Genomic DNA, 21,840 nt, shown 5'->3' with positions numbered 1-21,840 from the left:
CGCGTGCCTCAGTCGCTGGGCAATCCGCGTGCAACCAACTGCTCGACCAGTCGCGCTTGCACCTGCTGCAGATGCGGCAGTACCCGTTGGTGGCGGGCGGCCGCCTGGCAGGCGTAGCCCAGCAGGTAGCTGATTTCGGTACGACGCGCGTTGGCGACGTCTTGGTACATGGAGGAATAGTTCGCCGCGGTGGCCTGGATCACCCGTTGCACCTCGCTGTGCAGATCTTGCGCAGCCGCGGGCTGGCCGCAATATTCCAGCAGTTCGGTCAACTCGGCGCACAGGGTTGCGACTTCACATTGATGGGCCTGCAGCCCTCCGTTGCGGCACTGGTAGAGCACGGTCAGAGGGTTGATCGCACAATTGAGCGCCAGCTTGCGCCACAGGCGTGTGAGGATGTCGATGCTCCATTCATGGGGAATGGCGGCGGCCTGCAGGTCATCCAGCCACAGCGGCGCAGTCGGCCGAGCCGCATCGCCGAGCCAGGTATAGCCATGGCCGGCAAATACCACCCGCCATTCGCCATCGCGAAACGCGCCTTCGGTGCTGGACGCGAAGATGCAACGCGCGTGCGGCAACTGGGCGGCCACCGCATCCTGGCTGCCGAGGCCGTTTTGCAGCAGGATCACTTCCGCATCCGGCACCAGGCGGTGTTGCACCTGTGCGACAGCGTTCTGGGCATCGTAGGCCTTGCACGCGACCAGCAGGCGATGGATCGGCTCCGGGCTGTCGGGCGTTTCGCCAGCGACTGGGTAGGCGTGTGCAATGCCGTGCTCAACCAGGGTAAGGCCCTGGCCCGCCGCGTAGCTGGCCAGTCGCGCCTGATCGCGCAGGATCAGCCGCACCGGCACGCCCGCGCGCGCCAGTCGCGTGGCCCAGAGGGTGCCCAGGCTTCCGGCGCCGAGAATATGCCAGGTGGTCGACATCAGTGTGTGCTCCTTGGGGTTGCCGGCGGTGAACGCGGCGAAAGAACCGCTATAATGCCCCGGCATTTTAGCTCGGGCGCGCTCCATCTCTACTGAGCCCGCCCCTTATATTGGAGAAATGACATGCCTTCGTTCGACGTGGTATCCGAACTGGACAAACACGAAGTCACCAACGCCGTCGAGAACGCCGTCAAGGAACTGGACCGTCGCTATGACTTGAAAGGCAAGGGCAGCTTCGAATTCAAGGAAAAGGAACTGACCGTCAACCTGACCGCTGAAGCCGATTTCCAGCTGGAAGCGATGATCGAAATTCTCAAGCTGGCTCTGGTCAAGCGCAAGATCGACGTGCAGTGCCTTGAAGTCAAGGACGCCTACGCTTCCGGCAAGCTGATGAAGCAGGAAGCCGTGCTCAAGGAAGGCATCGACAAGGAACTGGCGAAGAAAATCGTCGCGCACATCAAGGACGCCAAGCTGAAAGTCCAGGCGGCCATCCAGGGTGAGCAGGTACGTGTCACCGGCAAAAAGCGTGATGACTTGCAAGAGGCCATCGCGGCCCTGCGCGCCAAGACGTTCGACATGCCGCTGCAGTTCAATAACTTCCGCGACTGATGGCACCTTGCGGAACCTGTGGCGGTTTTTGCCGTCCCACGCCGCAGCAACAATGCCTACCATTGAGCCCTACGGGGCTCATTTGCGTTTTCAGGCAGTCAATGAAGCCGCATATCCGCAAACAGGAGAAGATAGATGGATTTGAACGCTGAAATGGATCACTTGATCAAGACCTCGCAGTCCTGGATCCCGATGATCATGGAATACGGCAGCCGGGTACTGCTGGCCGTTATCACCCTGGCCATCGGTTGGTGGCTGATCAACGTCTTTACCCACCGGGTGGGGCGCTTGCTGGCCGTGCGTAACGCCGACCTGGCGCTGCAGCACTTCATCACCAGCCTTGCGAACATTGCGCTGAAAGTCATGCTGATCGTCAGCGTGGCCTCGATGATCGGCGTGGCCACCACCTCGTTCGTCGCCGCCATCGGTGCTGCGACCCTGGCGATCGGCCTGGCCTTGCAAGGCAGCCTGGCCAATTTCGCCGGCGGCGTGCTGATTCTGTTGTTCCGTCCGTTCCGTATCGGTGACTGGATCGAAGCCCAGGGCACCTCGGGTACCGTCGACAGCATTCAGATTTTCCACACGGTACTGCGTACCGGCGACAACAAGACCGTGATCGTGCCGAACGGCATCCTGTCCAACGGCATCATCACCAACACCAACCGCCAGCCGACCCGCAAGGTCGTGTTTGACGTGGGCGTGGACTACGAGGCTGATCTGCAGAAAGCCCGCGAAGTGTTGCTGGAACTGGCCAAAGACCCACGCGTGCTGGCCGACCCGGCGCCTGCTGCCGTCGTATCGACCCTGGGCGATAGCTCCATCACCGTTTCCCTGCGCTGCTGGACCAATACTCCGGATTACTGGGATGTTGTGTTTATGCTCAATGAGCTGGCGCGTGACCGTTTGAAAGCGGCAGGAATTGATATTCCGTTCCCGCAGCGCGTTATTCGCGTGATGCAGGAAGCCCCTTCCAAATCATGAAACCGTGTTGCGTTTAAGTTGGCCGAAAGGTCAGGTTAAATGCGACAGTTGGATATAGTTACTTAGCTTGCTAGTTATTCGTTGTTTGAAACATAACTGCAATAAAAAAGCCGCTCCCTTGTAAACAGGGGAGCGGCTTTTTATTTAAGGTCGAAACCTTAAGTCATCGTTGTAATGACTGGCGTCGTTACAGGATGTTCAGCGGGTATTGCGCGATCAGACGCAGTTCGTCGATCGAAGCCGAACCGTAGTAAACGCCATCCGACGAACGATAAGTGGCTTGACGAATACGCAGGCTCAGGTCTTTCGCCGGGCCGCTCTGGATCACGTATTTGCCTTCGATATCGCGTTCCCACTCTTTACCGTTCGATGTGGTGCCAGTGTTGGCGCCGCTACCGGTGACGTAACGAGTCATGAAGCTCAGGCCGGGAATGCCGAAGGTCGCCATGTTGATGTCGTAACGCGCCTGGAACGACTTCTCGCCCTCGGCGTTGAAGTCGGAACGTGCGATGGAGTTAGCCAGGAAAATCGTGCCGCCGCCGTCTACACCGTAAGCATAGTCGCCGTCGCCAGTAACTTTCTGGGCTGCCAGCGTGAAGGTGTGAGCACCGTAGGTATACGCACCCTGCAAGCTGAACGCACGGTTGTCGAGCTTGGTGGTGTTGTCTTTTTCAGCACGTACCAGGCCGGCGCCATCGCTCTTGGTGTCGTAGATGTTGAAGTCAACAGCCACGGACTGATCATCACTGAGCGCGTGCGTCCAGTTCACGTTGGCATAGAGTTTTTTCCAGTAGTCTTCCACTTTCGAGTAGTAGAGGCTGGTAGTCAACTCTGGCGTCCAAGAGTAAACGCCACCTACGAAGTTCGCTTGTCGCAGGCCAGTGAACGTGTTTGGCTCGCTGCTGGCGATACTGTCTTTGTAGGTGTGATCCTGGGCGACGATCGAGGTGAAGTGACCGGCTTCCAGTTTCAGGCCCTTGATCTCATTGCTAGTGATCGAGATACCCTGCGGCAGTTCCGGAAGCAGGCGGCTGTCGTCGGATGCGAAGACCGGAGCGGTGGTGTATTGGTCGCCCACTTTCAGGACCGTATCGGAAATACGGAATTTGATGGCGGCGCCACCTTTGGAGTACTCGTCCTGAGCACGACCATCGGAACCATTAGGGAACAGGCCGGTGTTGGCGCGGCCCTTGCCGCTGTCGAGTTTGATACCTAGCAAGCCGATGGCATCGACACCGACACCGATGGTGCCTTGGGTGTAGCCCGAACTGAACAGGCCGTGGAAACCGAGACCGGTTTCTTCGCGACGGCTTTGGCCTGAATCGTTGTTACGGAAGTCACGGCTGAAGTACAGGGTACGAGTCAGGATGCTGGCTGTACTGTCCTCGATGAAGCCCTTGGAATCGTCCTGGGCGGACGCCATTGCGAACTGCGAGGTGCCTGCTGAAACAGCCAGGGCGATCATGCTCCACTTCATCACGCGCATCGTGATTTGCTCCTTTGGTTTTAGGAAGAGTACTGCCGTCCCACCTGTATTTTTATCTGGGCGGCTCTTTCTTTATTGTGTCGGCGCAAAGTTATCTCACACCGGCGCTGTTGACGATACTTACCCAACTATCCTTTCAGCTTCTTTACGAGGCTGTCGTAAATTGCGAGCTCCGTGTCGCAAATCACAGCCCGACGGTAACCGGGCTGACAACTTCAATGTTCTTTTCAGACTTGCTCTAAAGTTTGAAGTCATCCCTGGTACACATTGAAACGCTACTGTTTCTTATCGCAAAACCCCTGCGTCCACCAGGTGCTGTTGCCGACGATAGCGAGGTGAATGCAACAAGCGTGCACAAAGGGCCAACCGAATGTCATTTTTTCGTGAAAAACGTTACGGCAGTGTAAAAACCGCATAAGCACGGGCTTTTTAGGCCGTTTGGTTACGGCGTAACGCGCGGGTGTTACCGCTGTTCGGTGGCCTGTAAAACCTGCGCCTGAGCAAAACGTTACCGATTGACCCTTCCGGTGGGTAGTCGGCGGCTTCCTTTGAAGCACGGGTGGGTCATTTTGGTGCATTCCTCAGACCCCCGAGTTAGCGTGGTTCAACCGTGCAGCTGCCTCGAAAGGGTGCGTCTGTGCAACGCGCTCGTCTCAAGCTAACCCTGCATTCGCCGTGAAGCCTTGGGGATTCGGCGTTATGCTGGGCACCTGAAATCGACCCACCGAACGGAGTGCCCACGTGTTCGTTTTAGATCAACGCCTGCAACAAGACACATTGGCCATTGGGGACTTCCCGCTCTGTCGCCTGCTTCTGTCCAACGACTCGAATTACCCTTGGTTCATCCTGGTACCGCGCATCAACGGTATCAGCGAAGTATTTCAACTCGATGTCGCTGCGCAACAGACGTTGTGGCAGGAAACCACGTCCCTCGCCCAGTTGCTGAACGAAGGGCTGGCGGCCGACAAGATGAACATCGGCGCGCTGGGCAATGTCGTCAGTCAGTTGCATGTGCATGTCATCGTGCGCAAGCGTGATGACGCCGCCTGGCCGGCGCCGGTATGGGGCAAGCATCCGGCGCGCCCTTACAGCACGGAGCAGGTGGCGGCAATCCGCAGCCGCTTGCGTGAACTACTGCCTGCCGACTTCATTTTTACCCAGGACTGAATCATGGACCTGCAAGATCGCGTCACCGATCTGGAAAGCCGCCTGGCCTTCCAGGACGACACCATCGAAACCCTCAATGACATCCTGGTCGCCCAGCAGCAAGCGGTGGAGCGTCTGCAATTGCAGATGATCGCCTTGCTCAAGCGCCAGGAAGAGATGGGCGGCCAGTTCGAAACTTCGGAAGAAGAAGCACCGCCGCCTCACTATTGATTGAGCGCGCAATAAAAAACCGCGATCCGGCCAACGCCGGATAGCGGTTTTTTTTACAGCAGGTGCAATCAGCGACGCGGCAGGGCTGCGATCACATCTTCAGCTTGCAGACCTTTGTCGCGGTTCATCACCGAGAACTCCACACGCTGGCCTTCGACCAGCACGCGGTGGCCTTCACCACGGATGGCTCGGAAGTGGACGAAAATATCGTCGCCCGAGTCGCGGGAAATAAAGCCGAAGCCTTTGGAAGTGTTGAACCACTTGACGGTCCCGGTATCCCGGTTGGTCATGTCGTAGTTTTGCGACGCGGCCGCTGGGGACGAACGGTAGAAGCTGATGGCCAGGTGAAGAACGATGGCGACCACAGCAATCACCAGGCTGAGCAGGATGGCCGGGTGGCCGCCCACTTCAGGCATGGGTGCCAGCAGGGTGAGGGTTTGAACGACGACGGTCAGTACCAGCAGCGCGCTGACCAGGTTTTGCAGTTGATGACGCGTGCCTTTGTTCCAGTAAGGAATTACCGGTGCCAGTGTCAGGTTGAGAAGGCCGAACAAGGCCAGGTATAGAGCGTCGTGTTGTTGCAGGTAGGGCAGGCTTTCAGGCTGCAGGCTCGGGATAAAGGACAGCAGCAAAGCTGCAACGCCCGTTAGCAGGTGGACGATTTTCAACATTTTGATTAACTCACGTTAAGACGGATCACAAGGAAGAGCTGACTGGCACGGTTCGCTTCTGAACAATGGGAGGCGTTGAGCACGTGCGCGGATATCAGCCTATGTGGCGTGCCGCAGAAATGAACGGCAGCCACACGCCGCCTATTTAACAGCAAAGGCTGTGCCTACTCAAATCAAGCATTTCGGGGTGTTGCAATCGCGGTGGCATTTTTGCGTCGAAGGCTTGTCCTAGACAGGTGCAGGTAACTTGAGCGGTCTTTTGAAGGTTTTTCCTACAAGGCAAAAGACTCTCCGGTCGCGGCCTCGCCAGCGGTGCGGGGCGATTTGTCGCACATCGCCTGGGTGTGCCGGGCTGCACGCGGCCACCACTCTTGCTAGAGTGACCCTGCACCTGATCAATGAATGCTCATCAATTGAAGGGGAAAAACATGGCAATCGATATTGGTATCAGTGAAGAAGATCGTAAATCCATCGTCGACGGACTTTCACGGCTGCTGTCCGATACCTACGTGCTGTACCTCAAGACCCACAATTTTCATTGGAACGTCACGGGCCCCATGTTCCGCACGCTGCACTTGATGTTCGAAGAGCAGTACAACGAACTGGCGCTGGCCGTGGACTCCATTGCCGAGCGTATCCGTGCCCTGGGCTTCCCGGCGCCGGGTGCCTACTCGATCTACGCCCGTCTGTCTTCGATCAAGGAAGAAGAGGGTGTGCCGAGCGCCGAAGAGATGATCAAGCAATTGGTAGCTGGCCAGGAGGCTGTGACTCGCACGGCGCGCGGCATTTTCCCCTTGCTCGACAAGGTCAGCGATGAGCCAACGGCTGACCTGCTGACCCAGCGCATGCAAGTGCACGAAAAAACCGCGTGGATGCTGCGCTCGCTGCTCGAGAATCAGTAACCGTTGAACCCCTGGCGGCGCCTCCCTGGCGCCGCTCACTCGTTTCCCCGTACTTGCTGGCGTTGTCCTACGACAACCGGTTCCCGCGTCTTCTGGCTGCTTCTCGCTTCCTGCTGTTTTATAGGCTGATCGTCCAATGGGAGAAACCCGTGGACAACGGTTTGGCAAGGGAGTGTCAGGTGTATGTCGTGTGGATTGGGTAAGGGCGTGGAAACCTGTGGTTTTCACAAGATAAAGGTCGACCCTTTCGCTAAAGGGTTCGACATGGGGCTCGCCAAACCCCTATCGCGGTCGGTGCGGCTCAACGGGTTTTCCACCTGCCTGCGGCTTGAGCAGGTCTATTGGAACATCCTCACTGAAATAGCCAGGCTCAATACCTGCTCGGTCAGTGCGCTGTTGTCCTATGTCGACCGCGAAGTGCATTTGCGTTATGGCGGTGTGAAGAACTTCAGCGGGCTGGTGCGGGTGGTGTGCGTCGTTCATGTGTTGAAAGACCGTCCTGTCGCCTCTGGGCCAATGTGATTCGATGTTGCAGGGCCCGGCCCTTGCTGCTGGCGGGCCGGGCCTCGGGCAGAAAGCCGGCTGCGCTGCCTCGATTTACCAGATATAATCCCGCGCTTTGCTGCGCATGCCGGGCGCTTTATGCACAACGGCAGGGCGTGGCGCAGTAACGATCTGATCGCCGAGACATCTCCATGCCCATGTACGACTATCAATGTGCTTCCTGTGGTCATCAGTTGGAAGCCATTCAGAAGATCAGCGCCGCGCCGTTGGTCGATTGCCCAGCCTGCCAGGCGCCTGAGTTGAAGAAGATGTTGTCCATGCCGGGCTTCCGCCTGAGCGGCAGCGGCTGGTACGAGACCGATTTCAAGACCGGCGCCAAGAAGAACCTGGCGGGCGGCGACAAAGCAGACTGAGTTGAACTCTACGCGCAGGCTCCTGCATTATCCGTCCCCTGCTTTAATGTACGGTGACGAGGCAGGCCTGCCACCGAATTTCGAATTACGAGAAGTGAAACCACTACCATGATGCGCAGCCACTATTGCGGCCAACTGAACGAGACCCTGGAAGGTCAGGAAATCACCCTTTGCGGATGGGTTCACCGTCGCCGCGACCACGGCGGGGTGATCTTCCTCGATATCCGTGATCGTGATGGTCTGGCCCAGGTGGTGTTCGATCCGGACCGCGCCGAAAGCTTCGCCGCCGCCGACCGCGTGCGCAGCGAATACGTCGTGAAAATCACCGGCAAGGTACGCCTGCGTCCGGCCGGTGCCGTGAACAAGAACATGGCATCCGGCGGCATCGAAGTGCTGGGCTATGAGCTGGAAGTGCTGAACGAGTCGGAAACCCCGCCGTTCCCACTGAACGAATATTCCGACGTTGGCGAGGAAACCCGCCTGCGTTATCGCTTCCTGGACCTGCGTCGCCCGGAAATGGCCGAGAAGCTGCGTCTGCGTTCGCGCATGACCACCAGCATCCGCCGCTTCCTCGACGAGAACGGCTTCCTCGACGTCGAAACGCCGATCCTCACCCGTGCAACGCCCGAAGGCGCGCGTGATTACCTGGTACCGAGCCGCACCCACGCCGGTTCGTTCTTTGCGTTGCCGCAATCGCCGCAATTGTTCAAGCAACTGCTGATGGTGGCCGGCTTCGACCGTTACTACCAGATCGCCAAGTGCTTCCGTGACGAAGACCTGCGCGCCGATCGCCAGCCTGAATTCACCCAGATCGACATCGAGACCAGTTTCCTCGATGAAAAAGAGATCATGGGCCTCACCGAACAAATGATCCGCAACCTGTTCAAGGAAGTGCTGGACCTGGAGTTCGGCGAATTCCCGCACATGACCTTCGAAGAGGCCATGCGCCGCTACGGTTCCGACAAGCCAGACCTGCGTAACCCGCTGGAACTGGTCGACGTGGCCGACCAGCTCAAGGACGTCGACTTCAAGGTGTTCAGCGGCCCGGCCAACGACCCGAAATGCCGCATCGCCGCCCTACGCGTGCCTGGCGGCGCGAGCATGCCGCGCAAACAGATCGACGACTACACCAAGTTCGTCGGCATCTACGGTGCCAAGGGCCTGGCGTACATCAAGGTCAACGAGCGCGCCAACGGCGTTGACGGCCTGCAATCGCCGATCGTGAAAAACATCCCGGAAGCCAACCTGAACGTGATCCTCGATCGCGTCGGTGCGGTCGATGGCGATATCGTGTTCTTCGGTGCCGACAAGGCCAAGATCGTCAGCGAAGCCCTGGGCGCGCTGCGCATCAAGCTGGGCCACGACCTGAACCTGCTGACCTGCGAATGGGCACCGATGTGGGTGGTCGACTTCCCGATGTTCGAAGAGAACGACGACGGCAGCTTCAGCGCCTTGCACCACCCGTTCACCGCGCCGAAGTGCTCGCCGCAGGAGTTGGAAGCCAACCCGGCCGGCGCGCTGTCCCGTGCCTATGACATGGTGCTCAACGGCACCGAGCTGGGTGGCGGTTCGATCCGTATCCACCGCAAGGAGATGCAGCAAGCGGTGTTCCGTCTGCTGGGCATCAACGAAGCGGAACAGGAAGAGAAGTTCGGCTTCCTGCTCGACGCCCTCAAGTACGGTGCGCCACCGCACGGTGGCTTGGCCTTCGGCCTGGACCGTCTGGTGATGCTGATGACCGGCGCCCAGTCGATCCGTGAAGTGATCGCGTTCCCGAAAACCCAGAGTGCTGCGGACGTCATGACCCAGGCCCCGGGTGTTGTGGACGCCAAGGCATTGCGCGAATTGCACATCCGCCTGCGCGAGACGCCGAAGGCTGAGTAAGGCTGCTGCGTGAAAGCGCACTGAGGTTTACGCAGTCTTAAAGGCGCATCTTCGGATGCGCCTTTGCGTTACAAGGGCTGCACTTAACACGAGACGTCCGCCTGGAGCGGGATGGATAAAGGTTTCTAGAGAATTTCGGAGTTGTGTTATGGCTGGCCATTCCAAGTGGGCGAACATCAAGCACCGCAAAGAGCGTCAGGATGCCAAGAAAGGCAAGATTTTCACCAAGTGGATCCGCGAACTGACCGTCGCCGCCCGTCAGGGTGGTGGTGATCCGGGCTCCAACCCGCGTCTGCGCCTGGCGCTGGACAAGGCGCTCGGCGCCAACATGAGCCGCGACATCATCGACCGTGCGGTGGCCCGTGGTGCCGGCGCCGCCGACACCGACGACATGGTCGAACTAACCTACGAAGGCTACGGCCCAGGCGGCGTGGCGGTGATGGTCGAATGCATGACCGATAACCGCAACCGTACCGCAGCAGCGGTTCGACATGCGTTCAGCAAGTGCGGTGGCAACCTGGGCACCGACGGTTCGGTGGCCTACCTGTTCGAGCGCAAGGGGCAGATCAGCTTTGCACCTGGCACGGACGAAGACGCGCTGATGGAGGCCGCGATGGAGGCGGACGCCGACGACGTGGTCACTAACGAAGACGGCTCCATCGACGTATTCACCTCGTTCGCCAGCTTCTACGCGGTGCGTAACGCCCTGGAAGCCGCTGGTTTCAAGGGCACGGACGCGGAAATCGTGATGCTGCCGACCACCAGTGCCGAACTGGACCTGGACGGTGCGCAGAAAGTGTTGAAATTGCTGGACATGCTCGAAGACCTGGATGACGTGCAGAACGTTTATTCGAATGCCGACATCCCTGAGTCCGTTGCCGAACAGCTGACTTAAGCGCGATGAAAATCCAGTGTGGGAGGGGGCTTGCTCCCGATTGCAGTGTGTCAGCCACACATGAACTGACTGACCCACCGATATCGGGAGCAAGCCCCCTCCCACATTGGATCTATATGTACCCTTAAAACCGCAGGCGTTATGACTTTAATCCTAGGTATCGACCCCGGTTCGCGCATCACCGGTTTTGGCGTGGTGCAACAGACCCCGCGTGGCTGTGTGTACGTCGCGTCGGGCTGCATTCGCACCGGCGCGGGTGAACTGGCCGAACGCTTGCAGATCGTTTATCGCGGCGTGCGTGAAGTCATCCAGACCTACGGGCCGGTGACCATGGGCATCGAAAAAGTCTTCATGGCCAAGAATGCCGACTCGGCGTTGAAACTCGGCCAGGCCCGTGGCGCGGCGATTGTGGCCGGGGCCGAGGAGGGCATGGAAATCGCCGAATACACCGCAACCCAGGTCAAGCAGGCTGTCGTCGGTACCGGCGGGGCGAATAAGGAGCAAGTGCAGATGATGGTCATGCACATGCTCAAACTCACCGCCAAGCCTCAGATCGACGCCTCCGACGCCCTGGCCATTGCCATTTGCCACGCCCACACCCGTTCCAGCCTGCTGCCGCATGGCTTGGGCACGGCACGCAGTCGTGGCGGACGCCTGCGTCTCTGATAGCATCAGCGCAATCGAAATGTGCGGTCAGCCTTTATCTGGCCCCCACGCTTTAAGGATCTGAACCGTGATTGGACGCTTGCGCGGCACCCTGGCTGAGAAACAGCCGCCGCACCTGATTCTGGATGTAAACGGGTTGGGGTACGAGCTTGAAGTGCCCATGACCACCCTGTATCGCCTGCCGTCGGTTGGCGAGCCGCTGACGCTGCACACCCACTTGGTCGTGCGCGAAGATGCACAATTGCTCTATGGTTTCATTGGCAAGCGCGACCGTGATTTCTTTCGCGAACTGATTCGCCTCAATGGGGTGGGGCCCAAGCTGGCCCTGGCGTTGATGTCGAGCCTGGAAGTGGACGAGCTGGTGCGAGCGGTTTCGGCCCAGGATACCTCGGCATTGACCAAGGTCCCCGGTGTCGGCAAGAAAACCGCCGAGCGCCTGCTGGTGGAACTCAAGGACCGTTTCAAGGCCTGGGAAGTGGTGCCGAGTATGTTCGCTCTGGTACCGAATCAGCCGGACATGCCGGCGGCCCAGGTTGCCAGTGCCGAAAGCGATGCCGTCAGTGCGTTGATCTCCCTGGGCTACAAGCCGCAGGAGGCCAGCAAAGCGGTGTCGGCCATCAAGGACAAGAACCTGAGCAGCGAAGACATGATCCGTCGAGCCCTGAAGGGAATGATTTAAGTGATTGAAGCTGATCGTCTGATCGCGGCCACCGGCCCGCGCGACCGTGAAGAGGTGCAGGATCGCGCCATCCGCCCCCTGAGCCTGGCCGAATACATCGGCCAGCCCACCGTGCGCGAGCAGATGGAGCTGTTCATCCAGGCCGCGCGCGGGCGCAGTGAGTCGCTGGATCACACGTTGATCTTCGGCCCGCCGGGCCTGGGTAAAACCACATTGGCCAACATCATCGCCCAGGAAATGGGCGTGTCGATCAAGTCCACCTCCGGCCCGGTGCTGGAGCGTCCAGGCGACCTGGCGGCGTTGCTGACCAATCTCGAGCCGCACGACGTGCTGTTTATCGACGAGATCCACCGGCTGTCGCCCATCGTCGAGGAAGTGCTGTACCCGGCGATGGAGGACTTCCAGCTCGACATCATGATCGGCGAAGGCCCGGCCGCTCGCTCGATCAAGCTCGATCTGCCACCGTTCACCCTGGTGGGCGCGACCACACGTGCGGGCATGCTGACCAACCCGCTGCGAGACCGTTTCGGTATTGTTCAACGTCTTGAGTTCTATAGCACCGCGGACCTGGCGACTATCGTCAGCCGGTCGGCGAGTATCCTCGGTTTGCCGCTGGACCCGGAAGGCGCCTTCGAAATCGCTCGCCGCGCTCGGGGTACGCCACGGATCGCCAACCGTCTGCTGCGCCGCGTGCGCGATTTTGCGCAAGTGCGCGCCAAGGGGCATATCACCAAGGCGGTCGCGGACCTGGCGTTGAACCTGCTGGACGTCGACGAGCATGGTTTCGATCATCAGGACCGGCGTCTGCTGCTGACCATGATCGAGAAATTCGACGGTGGCCCGGTGGGGGTGGACAGCCTGGCCGCCGCCATCAGTGAAGAGCGTCATACCATTGAGGATGTGCTGGAACCCTACCTGATCCAGCAGGGCTACATCATGCGTACGCCGCGGGGCAGGGTGGTGACGCGTCACGCCTACCTGCACTTCGGGCTAAATATCCCGTCACGATTGGGAGAGATGCCCGTGGTAGACGAATTTCTCGATGCAGTAGACGATTAAAAAATTGTAGGAGCGAGCTTGCTCGCGAAAAACGTCAACGATGATGCAGTGTGTCTGGTTGTACGCGGCGCGCTCAGGTGATTCGCGAGCAAGCCCGCTCCTACAAGGTATTTGCCATGTGGGGCGATTTATCTGAAGTTTGTGCTGTCCCAGTGTCTGGCGTCGTCATTTGAGTCACTTAAGAAAGTTTCAGGAATGAAAAAACAGTTGCCCAGCCGGATTGGCAACCTGAGGAGTAAGCACTAGAGTATGCGCGCGCAAAACGGGGATCAGTCGTTCGCACATCGCTGTCGCGTTTATTACGAGGACACTGATGCCGGCGGCATCGTTTATTACGTCAATTACCTGAAATTCATGGAACGGGCTCGAACCGAGCGGCTAAGGGAACTGGGCTTTGCCCAATCCTTGCTGGCAGGGGAGGACCTGTTATTCGTCGTGCATTCCAGCGAGGCGCGTTACCACGCACCGGCGCGACTGGACGATGAGCTGCTGGTCAGCGCTGAAGTCATCGAATTGAACCGTGCCAGCCTGCGATTCAAGCAGCAGGTCAGGCGGGCAACGGATGCAACGCTGCTCTGTGAGGGGCAGTTCCTGGTGGCGTGTGTTCGCACCAACAGTTTGAAACCTCGGGCCATTCCCGAAACTCTACGTGCGGCCTTTGCCGCCGTGAGCGGCGCGGGTAAACAATCAAAGCAGGAGATTTAGCGTGGAACCTACCGTCGTCGACCATTCCTCCATGTGGAGCCTGGTCAGCAATGCCAGTGTCGTGGTGCAACTGGTCATGCTGACCCTGGTAGCCGCATCGGTTACCTCTTGGGTCATGATTTTTCAGCGCAGCAACCTGCTGCGTGCCGGTCGACGTGCCCTCGAGAGCTTCGAAGAGCGCTTCTGGTCGGGTATCGACCTGTCCAAGCTGTATCGCCAGGCCGGCAGCAACCCGGACCCGGATTCGGGCGTCGAGCAGATCTTCCGCGCCGGCTTCAAGGAGTTCTCGCGCCTGCGCCAGCAGCCTGGCGTTGACCCGGAAGCCGTAATGGAAGGCGTGGCCCGCGCCATGCGCGTTGCTATCTCCCGTGAAGAAGAGAAGCTGGAGCAGAGCCTGCCGTTCCTGGCGACCGTCGGTTCCGTCAGCCCCTACATCGGCCTGTTCGGTACCGTATGGGGCATCATGAACTCCTTCCGTGGCCTGGCCCAGGCCCAGCAAGCGACCCTGGCCACCGTGGCCCCGGGCATTGCTGAAGCCCTGATCGCCACCGCGATCGGCCTGTTCGCCGCTATCCCCGCAGTAATCGCCTACAACCGTTTTGCCGCCACCAGCGAAACGTTGATCGGCCGTTACTACACCTTCGCCGATGAATTCCAGGCGATCCTGCACCGTAAAGTGCACACCAGCGAAGAATAAGCAGGTAATTCCCAATGGCTTTAATCGCTCGAGCTCGCAAAAAGCGCAAGCCGGTCGCCGAGATGAACGTAGTGCCCTACATCGACGTGATGCTGGTGCTGCTGGTGATCTTCATGGTGACCGCGCCGATGCTCAACCAGGGCGTGAAGGTTGATCTGCCCAAGGTTTCCAGTGAAGCCTTGCCGCAAGACAACAACACTCAGGTCCTGACCATTTCGATCAAGGCTGACAAGACCTACTACTGGAACCTTGGCAGCGAAGTCGACACTCAGAAGCAGCAGGACAAGGCCCTGACCTTGCCGGCCATGACTGACGCCGTGACCAAGATCATTCGCTCCGGCAACGAAGGCGGCAAGCACACCCAGGTGTTCATTCGCGGTGACAAGTCGGTCGACTACGGCTCCGTCATGGGCGCCATGGGCGGGCTGCAGAAGGCCGGCGTCGGTAACGTTGGCTTGATTACCGAGGCGCCCTGATGCAGCAACAGCGAGAGCCGTCCGCCTCGGAAAGCTACTTCTGGCCTGGTGTTTGGGCGATAGCCCTGCACGTCCTGGTGTTTGGCATGCTGTTCGTCAGCTTTGCCATGACCCCTGACCTGCCGCCAGCCAAGCCGATCGTGCAGGCGACCCTGTATCAGCTGAAATCGAAAAGTCAGGCCACCACCCAGACCAATCAGAAGATTGCGGGTGAGGCCCAGAAGTCGGCTGCGCGCCAGACCGAAGTCGAGCAGATGGAACAGAAGAAGGTCGAGCAGGAAGCGGTGAAGGCTGCTGCGGAACAAAAGAAAGAAGAGGCGGCTCAAAAGGCCGAGGAATCGAAAAAGGCTGACGAGGCGAAGAAAGCTGACGAGGCGAAAAAGGCTGATGAAGCCAAGAAGTCCGAGAAAGCTGCCGAAGCCAAAAAGGCCGAAGAGAAACAATTGGCTGACATAGCCAAAAAGAAATCCGAAGAAGAAGCCAAGAAAGCTGCCGAAGAAGAGGCCAAGAAAAAGGCCGCTGAGGAAGCCAAGAAAAAGATCGTCGAAGACGCGAAGAAGAAAGCCGCCGAAGACGCCAAGAAAAAAGCTGAAGCAGACGAGGCGAAGAAGAAAGTCGCCAATGATGCGAAGAAGAAAGCTGCCGCCGACGCCTCCAAGAAAAAGGCCCAGGAAGCAGCACGTAAATCCGCCGAAGAGAAAAAGGCCCAGGCCCTGGCAGATTTGCTTTCCGACACGCCGCAGCGTCAGCAAGCCTTGGCCGATGAGCGTGGCGATGAAGTCGCGGGCAGTTTCGATGACCTGATCCGGGCTCGGGCAGCGGAAGGCTGGACACGTCCACCTTCGGCACGTAAGGGCATGACAGTAGTGCTGCAGATCGGCATGTTGCCGGACGGCACGGTGACTTCGGTCAGCGTGGCCAAGTCCAGTGGTGACGGTTCGTTCGACAGTTCGGCGGTTGCCGCAGTCAAGAATATTGGCCGGTTGACCGAGATGCAGGGAATGAAACCAAGCGACTTCGCTCCCTATCGTTCATTCAAGATGACATTCACACCTGAGGATCTAGCCTTGTGAGAAACCTTCTTCGAGGAATGCTTGTCGTTATTTGCTGTATGGCAGGGATAGCGGCGGCGGATGAAAAGAACATCCTGGTTACCAGCGGCAGCGATCGGGCTACCCCGATCGCGGTAGTACCGTTCGGCTGGCAGGGCGGCAGCGTATTGCCGGATGACATGGCCCAGATCGTCAGCGACGACCTGCGCAACTCCGGCTACTACGCGCCGATTCCGAAGGGCAACATGATCAGCCAGCCCAACCAGGCCAGCGAAGTCGTGTTCCGTGACTGGAAGGCGGTGGGCGCGCAGTACCTGATGGTCGGCAACATCACGCCGGCCGGCGGTCGCCTGCAAATCACCTACACCTTGTTCAACGTGGCCACCGAGCAGCAGGTCCTGACCGGCAATGTTTCCGGTACCGCTGAACAACTGCGTGACATGGCCCACTACATTTCGGACCAGTCGTTTGAAAAACTCACCGGTATCAAGGGTGCGTTCTCGACACGCATGCTGTACGTCACCGCTGAGCGTTTCTCCGTAGACAACACCCGTTACACCCTGCAGCGCTCGGACTATGACGGCGCCCGCGCCGTGACCCTGCTGCAATCGCGCGAGCCGATTCTGTCGCCGCGTTTTGCGCCGGATGGCAAGCGCATTGCCTACGTGTCGTTCGAACAGAAGCGTCCGCGTATCTTCGTCCAGCACATCGATACCGGCCGTCGTGAGCAGATCACCAACTTCGAAGGCCTCAACGGTGCGCCAGCCTGGTCGCCGGATGGTTCGCGCCTGGCATTCGTGTTGTCCAAAGACGGTAACCCGGACATCTACGTGATGAACATGGCGTCGCGCCAACTCACTCGCGTGACCAGCGGCCCGGGCATCAACACCGAACCGTTCTGGGGTAAGGATGGCTCGACCATCTACTTCACCTCCGACCGAGGCGGCAAGCCACAAATCTATAAAGCCAGCGTGGGTGGTGGCGGTGCGGAACGTGTGACCTTTATCGGTAACTACAACGCCAACCCCAAGCTTTCGGCCGATGAAAAGACGTTGGTGATGATTCACCGTCAGGATGGTTTCACTAATTTCCGGGTTGCGGCCCAGGATTTGCAGCGCGGAACCGTAAAAATCCTTACAGATACCAACCTTGATGAGTCAGCCACTGTTGCGCCCAACGGCACCATGGTAATCTACGCCACCCGCCAGCAGGGCCGGGGAGTCTTGATGCTCGTGTCCATTAATGGACGCGTAAGGCTCCCGCTTCCTACCGCACAAGGCGAAGTCAGAGAACCATCCTGGTCCCCTTACCTGAACTGACGCGGCGCTACAAAAAGAAGTACTTAACACACTGGGGTTCATTAGGAGTTTCACGATGGAAATGCTGAAGTTTGGTAAGTTTGCTGCTCTGGCTCTGGCTCTGTCCGTAGCCGTTGGTTGCTCCTCTAAAGGCGGCGACAATGCCGGTGAAGGCGCAGCTGTTGATCCAAACGCTGGTTACGGCGCTAACACTGGTGCAGTTGACGGCTCCCTGAGCGAAGAAGCTGCTCTGCGCGCGATCACCACTTTCTACTTCGAATACGACAGTTCGGACCTGAAGCCAGAAGCCATGCGCGCTCTGGACGTTCACGCCAAGGACCTGAAAGCTAACGGCGCTCGCGTTGTTCTGGAAGGTAACACTGACGCCCGTGGTACTCGTGAGTACAACATGGCACTGGGCGAGCGTCGTGCGAAAGCCGTTCAGCGCTACCTGGTACTGCAAGGTGTTGCTCCAGGCCAACTGGAACTGGTTTCCTACGGTAAAGAGCGTCCAGTTGCAACTGGCAACGACGAACAGTCGTGGGCTCAGAACCGTCGCGTCGAACTGCGTAAGTAATTCGTCATGCGAACGTGCCGTCGTGCTCTAACTGTATTGGCTCTCAGCCTCGCACCGCTTTCGGTGTGGGCTGCGGTTCCTGTAACGGATAACAACTCTGGCTATAACAATAGCGGCAGCAGTTATCCGCCAGCGGGTTATGGCACGAACGGCGCCTATGCTGGGGGGGCGGCTACGGCCGCGCCTTCGGCACAGGGCGAACTGTTCAACCAGCTGCAACGCATGCAGGATCAATTGGCCCAGCAACAAGGCGCCATTGAAGTTCTGCAGAATCAAGTGAACCAGCTTAAGCAAGAAGGCCTGGAGCGTTACCAGGATCTTGATCGACGTATTGGAGCCGGTGTTGCACCTGCCGCTACTCCTGATAATTCTTCTGCCGGTGGCGCACCCAGTGCCGCCGCCGGTGGCGCAGCAGCGGGGGCCGCGGCAGCGAGCCAGGCGCCGGCTGCCAGCAGTGAACCGGGTGATCCGGCGAAGGAAAAACTGTATTACGATGCAGCCTTCGACCTGATCAAGGCCAAGGACTTCGATAAGGCCAGCCAGGCCTTCACCGCATTCCTGCGCAAGTACCCCAACAGTCAGTACGCGGGCAACGCCCAATACTGGTTGGGTGAGGTCAACCTGGCAAAGGGTGATCTGCAGGGGGCAGGCCAGGCTTTCGCCAAGGTCAGCCAGCTGTATCCCAAGCACGCCAAGGTACCGGACTCGCTGTACAAGCTCGCTGACGTAGAACGCCGACTGGGTCATACCGACAAGGTCAAAGGCATTCTGCAGCAGGTAGTTGCTCAGTATCCGGGTACTTCTGCTGCGCAGTTGGCCCAGCGGGATCTGCAACGCTTGTAAGCCATGCAGCCCGTTTAGAAGAAACCCGCGCCTGGCGCGGGTTTTTTCGTTAGAATCCACGCCCTTTTATGAAACACGCTTCCTGGGGTTGACGCGTTGGCGCAATCCCCTGAAGTGCCTGACGGAGGCGGACAGCCTGTTTAGCTGTTACGCCCGTGGCGACTATGCAAGACACACTACGTATTACCGAAGTTTTTTACTCGTTACAGGGTGAAACGCGCACAGCAGGGCTGCCTACCGTATTTGTACGGCTCACCGGCTGCCCCTTGCGTTGCCAATATTGCGACAGCGCTTATGCCTTCAGCGGCGGCACCGTGCGTACCCTTGAAGACATTCTGGAGCAGGTTGCCGGCTACCGGCCGCGCTACGTCTGTGTGACGGGCGGCGAGCCGTTGGCGCAACCCAATGCCATCCCCTTGCTCAAGCAACTGTGCGACGCCGGCTACGAGGTCTCGCTGGAAACCAGCGGCGCCCTGGACATCTCTGCGGTAGACCCGCGTGTGAGCCGGGTGGTCGACCTCAAGACCCCCGACTCCAAGGAAGCCCACCGCAACCGCTATGAGAACATCGACTTGCTGACGGCCAACGATCAGGTCAAGTTCGTCATCTGTTCGCGCGAAGATTATGACTGGGCATCCTCCAAGCTGATCCAGTATGGTTTGGAGCGAAGGGCGGGCGAGGTGCTGTTCTCTCCAAGCCATCACGACCTGAACGCCCGTGAGTTGGCGGACTGGATCGTTGCGGACAACCTGCCGGTACGCCTGCAATTGCAGTTGCACAAATACCTGTGGAACGACGAGCCAGGGCGCTGATAGGACTGATCAGACAGTGGCGCGGGATGCTCAACCCCACCGAATTAAGGGCCCTGCGTACAAATTCTGAATTATTTTCAAATAAGGTGTTGAATAATCCTTAGAAATCAGTATTATACGCGCCACCACACAGCGGGTCGTTAGCTCAGTTGGTAGAGCAGTTGGCTTTTAACCAATTGGTCGTAGGTTCGAATCCCACACGACCCACCATATTTGGCGGTTTAGAAAATCCGGAAGGCCCACGCAAGTGAGGATTTCCGGGTTTTTTTTTGCCTATCATTCGGCGATTGGCAATTGGCTTGGACATTAGCTAACTGCCCTGCGAAGTGGGCGGCCAGACGGCAATCGCGTTTCCCCTCCTGAATAACCCCCTTATTGCCCCTTCTCATCGCAGCTGGATGAGCTGAATCAACGCGGCTTATCGATTTTTTATTGCCATTAAAATACCAAGGTTAAAAATATTAACCAATATTCGACCGATATTTGGTTTTTTATATAATTTTTTTCATTTTATCGACCCAAATGCGCAATTCATGTCAAGCTCTCTGCGTTTAGTATTGGATCCAATGTCGTGAAGCGTTCAGGCAACCTGCACGCGACGTCGACGATCAATTCTAAAAAGGAGAAGCGACATGATGCTCAAGGACCCTTCCAGCAAATACCGCCATTTCACCACCGTGGATCTGCCTGACCGCCAATGGCCCAGCATCGTGCAGGCTGCAGCGCCGACCTGGTGCAGTGTCGATATGCGTGATGGCAACCAGGCTTTGATCGAACCCATGAATGCCGAGCGCAAGCGCCGCTTCTTCGAGTTGCTGGTCAAGGTGGGCTTCAAGGAGATCGAGGTGGGCTTTCCCGCCGCGTCGCAGACCGATTTCGATTACGTGCGTGAGTTGATCGACAGTGGCGCGATTCCCGACGATGTGACTATCCAAGTAATGACGCAAGCGCGCAGCCATTTGATCGAGCGCACGTTTGAAGCCCTGAAAGGCGCCCCGCGAGCCATCGTGCATGTGTACAACGCCACCGCGCCGGTATTTCGAGAGGTGGTGTTCGGTGTCGACCAGGCCGGCTGCATCGACATTGCCACCCAGGCAACGCGCGAGATCAAGCGTCACATGGACAACAATCCAGATACCCAATGGACGTTCCAGTATTCCCCGGAAACCTTCTGTTTCACTGAGTTGGACTTTGCGCTGCAGGTTTGCGAAGCGGTGACGGATGCTTTCGGACCGTCCCCTTCGAACAAGATGATCCTGAATTTGCCGACCACCGTGGAAGTCTCTACGGCCAATGTCTTCGCGGATCAGATCGAATGGTTTTGCCGGCACTTCAGCCGGCGCGACAGCGTGGTCATCAGTGTCCACCCGCATAACGATCGGGGTACTGGGGTCGCGACCGCCGAGCAGGCGTGCCTGGCCGGAGCCGAGCGTGTCGAGGGCACGTTGTTCGGTAACGGCGAGCGAACCGGCAACGTGGACATTCTGACACTGGCAATGAACCTCTACACCAGCGGCATCGACCCGCAACTGGATTTCTCGGACATCATCCATGTGCAGCGCGAAGTCGAATTCTGCAACCAACTGCCCACGCACCCGCGCCATCCTTACGCAGGGGAGTTGGTGTTCACCGCGTTTTCCGGGTCGCACCAGGACGCGATCAAAAAAGGTTTTGCTGCCCGCCAAGCCAATCCCAATGGGCTGTGGGAAGTTCCTTACTTGCCGATTGACCCTGCCGACATGGGACGCAGCTATGAGGCGGTGATTCGCGTCAACAGCCAGTCGGGCAAAGGTGGCGTGGCGTATCTGCTGGAGCAGCACGGCATTGTGATGCCGCGCCGTTTGCAGATGGAATTCAGCAGCCTGGTCCAGCAGGAAGCCGATGCGTCGGGCCAGGAAGTCAGTGGCGAGATGATCCTGGCCTGCTTTACCCGCCACTACCTGGATCAAGGCAAGCCTTACACCTTGCTGCAGCCCAAACTGGTCAGCGAAGGCAACGTGACGTATCTGGAAGGCACGCTGACAGGCGGCGAGCGCCCCCTCGAACTGAGCGGCGAAGGTAATGGTCCGCTGGCGGCGCTGGTCGATGCATTCGCGCAACGCGGCATCCACTTCGACATCGCCGACTACCACGAACATGCTACCCGCGACGGTGCCCAGGCTGAGGCATTGGCCTATGTGGAAATCCGCGTGAACAACCAGTTGCTGTTCGGTGCCGCCCGCGATGGCAGCATCTTGCTGGCGTCCCTCAAGGCGGTGACGAGTGCCGTCAACCGCGCATCGCGCCTGGGCCTGCTCAGCGTGGTGAGTGCCGCGGTGCCTTCCTGAG

The 21,840-nt window shown here is 58.5% G+C and carries 24 protein-coding genes and 1 tRNA gene; 22 read left to right on the top strand and 3 right to left on the bottom strand.

All coding sequences use genetic code 11. The annotated features are described in order from the left end of the window. Window positions 1-8: 8 nt before the first annotated feature. A complete protein-coding gene (locus QF045_RS24680; RefSeq protein ID WP_306494956.1) occupies window positions 9-926 on the bottom strand; it encodes a putative 2-dehydropantoate 2-reductase in 918 nt (305 codons plus the stop codon). 123 nt (window positions 927-1,049) lie between these two features. On the opposite strand from QF045_RS24680, the gene QF045_RS24675 reads away from it, so the two are divergent. Together QF045_RS24675 and QF045_RS24670 are read left to right on the top strand one after the other, a co-directional pair. After that, on the top strand, window positions 1,050-1,535 hold the full coding sequence (locus QF045_RS24675; RefSeq protein ID WP_003193880.1) for a YajQ family cyclic di-GMP-binding protein: 486 nt from the start codon (window positions 1,050-1,052) through the stop codon (window positions 1,533-1,535). A gap of 135 nt (window positions 1,536-1,670) precedes the next feature. Next, complete coding sequence (locus QF045_RS24670) at window positions 1,671-2,516, top strand: mechanosensitive ion channel family protein (RefSeq protein ID WP_306494420.1); 846 nt, start codon at window positions 1,671-1,673, stop codon at window positions 2,514-2,516. Window positions 2,517-2,703: 187 nt separating this feature from the next. On the opposite strand, the gene QF045_RS24665 is transcribed toward QF045_RS24670, so the two are convergent. Next, the gene (locus QF045_RS24665; RefSeq protein WP_124387987.1) at window positions 2,704-4,002 is read right to left on the bottom strand and encodes an OprD family porin; all 1,299 of its coding nucleotides are present in this window, start codon (window positions 4,000-4,002) and stop codon (window positions 2,704-2,706) included. 741 nt (window positions 4,003-4,743) lie between these two features. On the opposite strand from QF045_RS24665, the gene QF045_RS24660 reads away from it, so the two are divergent. Together QF045_RS24660 and QF045_RS24655 are read left to right on the top strand one after the other, a co-directional pair. After that, the gene (locus QF045_RS24660; protein ID WP_306494419.1) at window positions 4,744-5,169 is read left to right on the top strand and encodes an HIT domain-containing protein; all 426 of its coding nucleotides are present in this window, start codon (window positions 4,744-4,746) and stop codon (window positions 5,167-5,169) included. A gap of 3 nt (window positions 5,170-5,172) precedes the next feature. Next, the gene (locus tag QF045_RS24655; protein WP_124364187.1) at window positions 5,173-5,379 is read left to right on the top strand and encodes a SlyX family protein; all 207 of its coding nucleotides are present in this window, start codon (window positions 5,173-5,175) and stop codon (window positions 5,377-5,379) included. A gap of 68 nt (window positions 5,380-5,447) precedes the next feature. Here the strand turns inward: QF045_RS24655 and QF045_RS24650 are convergent, their stop codons facing one another. Continuing rightward, on the bottom strand, window positions 5,448-6,050 hold the full coding sequence (locus QF045_RS24650) for a cold-shock protein (protein ID WP_005790922.1): 603 nt from the start codon (window positions 6,048-6,050) through the stop codon (window positions 5,448-5,450). Window positions 6,051-6,478: 428 nt separating this feature from the next. Here QF045_RS24650 and QF045_RS24645 point away from each other — a divergent pair, with 428 nt between their 5' ends. The 18 genes from QF045_RS24645 (at window position 6,479) to leuA (ending at window position 21,839) form a co-directional block, all read left to right on the top strand. After that, window positions 6,479-6,952, top strand: a complete 474-nt coding sequence (locus QF045_RS24645; protein ID WP_003193874.1) for a Dps family protein — start codon at window positions 6,479-6,481, stop codon at window positions 6,950-6,952. A 183-nt stretch (window positions 6,953-7,135) separates the two neighbouring features. Further along, on the top strand, window positions 7,136-7,474 hold the full coding sequence (locus QF045_RS24640; protein ID WP_306494418.1) for a ribbon-helix-helix domain-containing protein: 339 nt from the start codon (window positions 7,136-7,138) through the stop codon (window positions 7,472-7,474). 173 nt (window positions 7,475-7,647) lie between these two features. After that, window positions 7,648-7,869, top strand: coding sequence for an FmdB family zinc ribbon protein (locus QF045_RS24635; protein ID WP_003193872.1), 222 nt, complete (start codon window positions 7,648-7,650; stop codon window positions 7,867-7,869). A gap of 108 nt (window positions 7,870-7,977) precedes the next feature. Then, complete coding sequence (gene aspS / locus QF045_RS24630; protein WP_073522935.1) at window positions 7,978-9,753, top strand: aspartate--tRNA ligase; 1,776 nt, start codon at window positions 7,978-7,980, stop codon at window positions 9,751-9,753. 148 nt (window positions 9,754-9,901) lie between these two features. Beyond that, window positions 9,902-10,648 (top strand): YebC/PmpR family DNA-binding transcriptional regulator, encoded by a 747-nt coding sequence (locus QF045_RS24625; protein WP_306494417.1) that lies wholly within the window; start codon window positions 9,902-9,904, stop codon window positions 10,646-10,648. Between the two features lie 141 nt (window positions 10,649-10,789). Next, complete coding sequence (gene ruvC, locus QF045_RS24620; RefSeq protein WP_015372843.1) at window positions 10,790-11,314, top strand: crossover junction endodeoxyribonuclease RuvC; 525 nt, start codon at window positions 10,790-10,792, stop codon at window positions 11,312-11,314. A 67-nt stretch (window positions 11,315-11,381) separates the two neighbouring features. Then, a complete protein-coding gene (gene ruvA, locus QF045_RS24615; protein WP_016973269.1) occupies window positions 11,382-11,993 on the top strand; it encodes a Holliday junction branch migration protein RuvA in 612 nt (203 codons plus the stop codon). Further along, window positions 11,994-13,052 (top strand): Holliday junction branch migration DNA helicase RuvB, encoded by a 1,059-nt coding sequence (ruvB, locus tag QF045_RS24610; RefSeq protein WP_306494416.1) that lies wholly within the window; start codon window positions 11,994-11,996, stop codon window positions 13,050-13,052. Between the two features lie 249 nt (window positions 13,053-13,301). After that, window positions 13,302-13,757 (top strand): tol-pal system-associated acyl-CoA thioesterase, encoded by a 456-nt coding sequence (ybgC, locus tag QF045_RS24605; protein WP_124364183.1) that lies wholly within the window; start codon window positions 13,302-13,304, stop codon window positions 13,755-13,757. Window position 13,758: 1 nt separating this feature from the next. Beyond that, window positions 13,759-14,454, top strand: coding sequence for a protein TolQ (gene tolQ, locus QF045_RS24600; RefSeq protein WP_015885609.1), 696 nt, complete (start codon window positions 13,759-13,761; stop codon window positions 14,452-14,454). Window positions 14,455-14,477: 23 nt separating this feature from the next. Beyond that, entirely contained in the window at window positions 14,478-14,930 is a 453-nt protein-coding gene (tolR, locus tag QF045_RS24595) for a protein TolR (RefSeq protein WP_161793227.1), read from the top strand. Beyond that, window positions 14,930-16,003 carry a cell envelope integrity protein TolA gene (gene tolA / locus QF045_RS24590; protein ID WP_306494415.1) on the top strand — a complete coding sequence of 358 codons (1,074 nt, stop codon included), beginning with the start codon at window positions 14,930-14,932 and terminating at the stop codon, window positions 16,001-16,003. Before tolR ends, tolA begins: the two co-directional genes overlap by 1 nt. A gap of 17 nt (window positions 16,004-16,020) precedes the next feature. Further along, window positions 16,021-17,301, top strand: coding sequence for a Tol-Pal system beta propeller repeat protein TolB (tolB, locus tag QF045_RS24585; protein WP_057723839.1), 1,281 nt, complete (start codon window positions 16,021-16,023; stop codon window positions 17,299-17,301). Window positions 17,302-17,356: 55 nt separating this feature from the next. Further along, window positions 17,357-17,857, top strand: a complete 501-nt coding sequence (gene pal, locus QF045_RS24580; RefSeq protein WP_003193861.1) for a peptidoglycan-associated lipoprotein Pal — start codon at window positions 17,357-17,359, stop codon at window positions 17,855-17,857. 6 nt (window positions 17,858-17,863) lie between these two features. Then, window positions 17,864-18,700: a tol-pal system protein YbgF gene (gene ybgF, locus QF045_RS24575; RefSeq protein WP_306494414.1), complete on the top strand. Its 837-nt coding sequence runs from the start codon at window positions 17,864-17,866 to the stop codon at window positions 18,698-18,700. Between the two features lie 164 nt (window positions 18,701-18,864). Beyond that, window positions 18,865-19,512 (top strand): 7-carboxy-7-deazaguanine synthase QueE, encoded by a 648-nt coding sequence (queE, locus tag QF045_RS24570; protein ID WP_306494413.1) that lies wholly within the window; start codon window positions 18,865-18,867, stop codon window positions 19,510-19,512. Window positions 19,513-19,646: 134 nt separating this feature from the next. Next, window positions 19,647-19,722: transfer RNA gene (locus QF045_RS24565), tRNA-Lys, on the top strand. Window positions 19,723-20,144: 422 nt separating this feature from the next. After that, window positions 20,145-21,839, top strand: a complete 1,695-nt coding sequence (leuA, locus tag QF045_RS24560; RefSeq protein ID WP_306494412.1) for a 2-isopropylmalate synthase — start codon at window positions 20,145-20,147, stop codon at window positions 21,837-21,839. Window position 21,840: the final 1 nt, after the last annotated feature.

The organism is Pseudomonas sp. W4I3, from assembly GCF_030816195.1.
Taxonomy (GTDB): Bacteria; Pseudomonadota; Gammaproteobacteria; order Pseudomonadales; family Pseudomonadaceae; genus Aquipseudomonas.
The sequence above is the reverse complement of the archived record's forward strand: the minus strand, read 5'-3'. Positions and strand labels throughout refer to the sequence as shown.

Excerpts from the sequence above, each read along its gene's own strand:
- QF045_RS24665 (WP_124387987.1), bottom strand. The coding sequence starts at position 4,002 with ATGCGCGTGATGAAGTGGAGCATGATCGCCCTGGCTGTTTCAGCAGGC.
- QF045_RS24650 (WP_005790922.1), bottom strand. The coding sequence starts at position 6,050 with ATGTTGAAAATCGTCCACCTGCTAACGGGCGTTGCAGCTTTGCTGCTG.
- pal (WP_003193861.1), top strand. The coding sequence starts at position 17,357 with ATGGAAATGCTGAAGTTTGGTAAGTTTGCTGCTCTGGCTCTGGCTCTG.
- QF045_RS24680 (WP_306494956.1), bottom strand. The coding sequence starts at position 926 with ATGTCGACCACCTGGCATATTCTCGGCGCCGGAAGCCTGGGCACCCTC.
- QF045_RS24670 (WP_306494420.1), top strand. The coding sequence starts at position 1,671 with ATGGATTTGAACGCTGAAATGGATCACTTGATCAAGACCTCGCAGTCC.
- ybgF (WP_306494414.1), top strand. The coding sequence starts at position 17,864 with ATGCGAACGTGCCGTCGTGCTCTAACTGTATTGGCTCTCAGCCTCGCA.
- leuA (WP_306494412.1), top strand. The coding sequence starts at position 20,145 with ATGATGCTCAAGGACCCTTCCAGCAAATACCGCCATTTCACCACCGTG.
- QF045_RS24655 (WP_124364187.1), top strand. The coding sequence starts at position 5,173 with ATGGACCTGCAAGATCGCGTCACCGATCTGGAAAGCCGCCTGGCCTTC.
- queE (WP_306494413.1), top strand. The coding sequence starts at position 18,865 with ATGCAAGACACACTACGTATTACCGAAGTTTTTTACTCGTTACAGGGT.
- ybgC (WP_124364183.1), top strand. The coding sequence starts at position 13,302 with ATGCGCGCGCAAAACGGGGATCAGTCGTTCGCACATCGCTGTCGCGTT.
- QF045_RS24645 (WP_003193874.1), top strand. The coding sequence starts at position 6,479 with ATGGCAATCGATATTGGTATCAGTGAAGAAGATCGTAAATCCATCGTC.
- QF045_RS24625 (WP_306494417.1), top strand. The coding sequence starts at position 9,902 with ATGGCTGGCCATTCCAAGTGGGCGAACATCAAGCACCGCAAAGAGCGT.
- ruvC (WP_015372843.1), top strand. The coding sequence starts at position 10,790 with ATGACTTTAATCCTAGGTATCGACCCCGGTTCGCGCATCACCGGTTTT.
- tolB (WP_057723839.1), top strand. The coding sequence starts at position 16,021 with ATGCTTGTCGTTATTTGCTGTATGGCAGGGATAGCGGCGGCGGATGAA.
- QF045_RS24635 (WP_003193872.1), top strand. The coding sequence starts at position 7,648 with ATGCCCATGTACGACTATCAATGTGCTTCCTGTGGTCATCAGTTGGAA.
- QF045_RS24675 (WP_003193880.1), top strand. The coding sequence starts at position 1,050 with ATGCCTTCGTTCGACGTGGTATCCGAACTGGACAAACACGAAGTCACC.
- QF045_RS24640 (WP_306494418.1), top strand. The coding sequence starts at position 7,136 with ATGTCGTGTGGATTGGGTAAGGGCGTGGAAACCTGTGGTTTTCACAAG.
- aspS (WP_073522935.1), top strand. The coding sequence starts at position 7,978 with ATGATGCGCAGCCACTATTGCGGCCAACTGAACGAGACCCTGGAAGGT.
- tolA (WP_306494415.1), top strand. The coding sequence starts at position 14,930 with ATGCAGCAACAGCGAGAGCCGTCCGCCTCGGAAAGCTACTTCTGGCCT.